The 462-nt window shown below is 49.6% G+C and carries 1 protein-coding gene; it reads left to right on the top strand.

What is annotated here, in order from left to right; genetic code table 11:
- Positions 1–48: 48 nt before the first annotated feature.
- Positions 49–462: colicin-like bacteriocin tRNase domain-containing protein (locus tag I6F16_RS37565; RefSeq protein ID WP_276573588.1), on the top strand; the 414-nt coding region annotated here is incomplete at its 3' end.

Genomic DNA, 462 nt, shown 5'->3' with positions numbered 1-462 from the left:
GTATTAATCATGTAATTAATTGTTTTAACGCTTAAAAGAGGGACTTTTATGAGCGGTGGAGATGGACGCGGCCATAACACGGGCGCGCATAGCACAAGTGGTAACATTAATGGTGGCCCGACCGGGATTGGTGTAAGTGGTGGTGCTTCTGATGGTTCAGGATGGAGTTCGGAAAATAACCCGTGGGGTGGTGGTTCCGGTAGCGGCATTCACTGGGGAGGTGGCTCCGGTCGTGGTAATGGCGGGGGTAATGGCAATTCCGGTGGTGGCTCGGGAACAGGCGGTAATTTGTCAGCAGTAGCTGCGCCAGTGGCATTTGGTTTTCCGGCGCTTTCCACTCCAGGAGCTGGCGGTCTGGCTGTCAGTATTTCTGCAAGCGAATTATCGGCAGCTATTGCTGGTATTATTGCTAAATTAAAAAAAGTAAATCTTAAATTCACTCCTTTTGGGGTTGTCTTATCT

This window comes from Bradyrhizobium sp. IC4060 (assembly GCF_020193715.1).
GTDB lineage: Bacteria > Pseudomonadota > Alphaproteobacteria > Rhizobiales > Xanthobacteraceae > Bradyrhizobium > Bradyrhizobium yuanmingense.
Note: the sequence above shows the minus strand (reverse complement) of the source record. Positions and strands in the feature narration are given on the sequence as shown.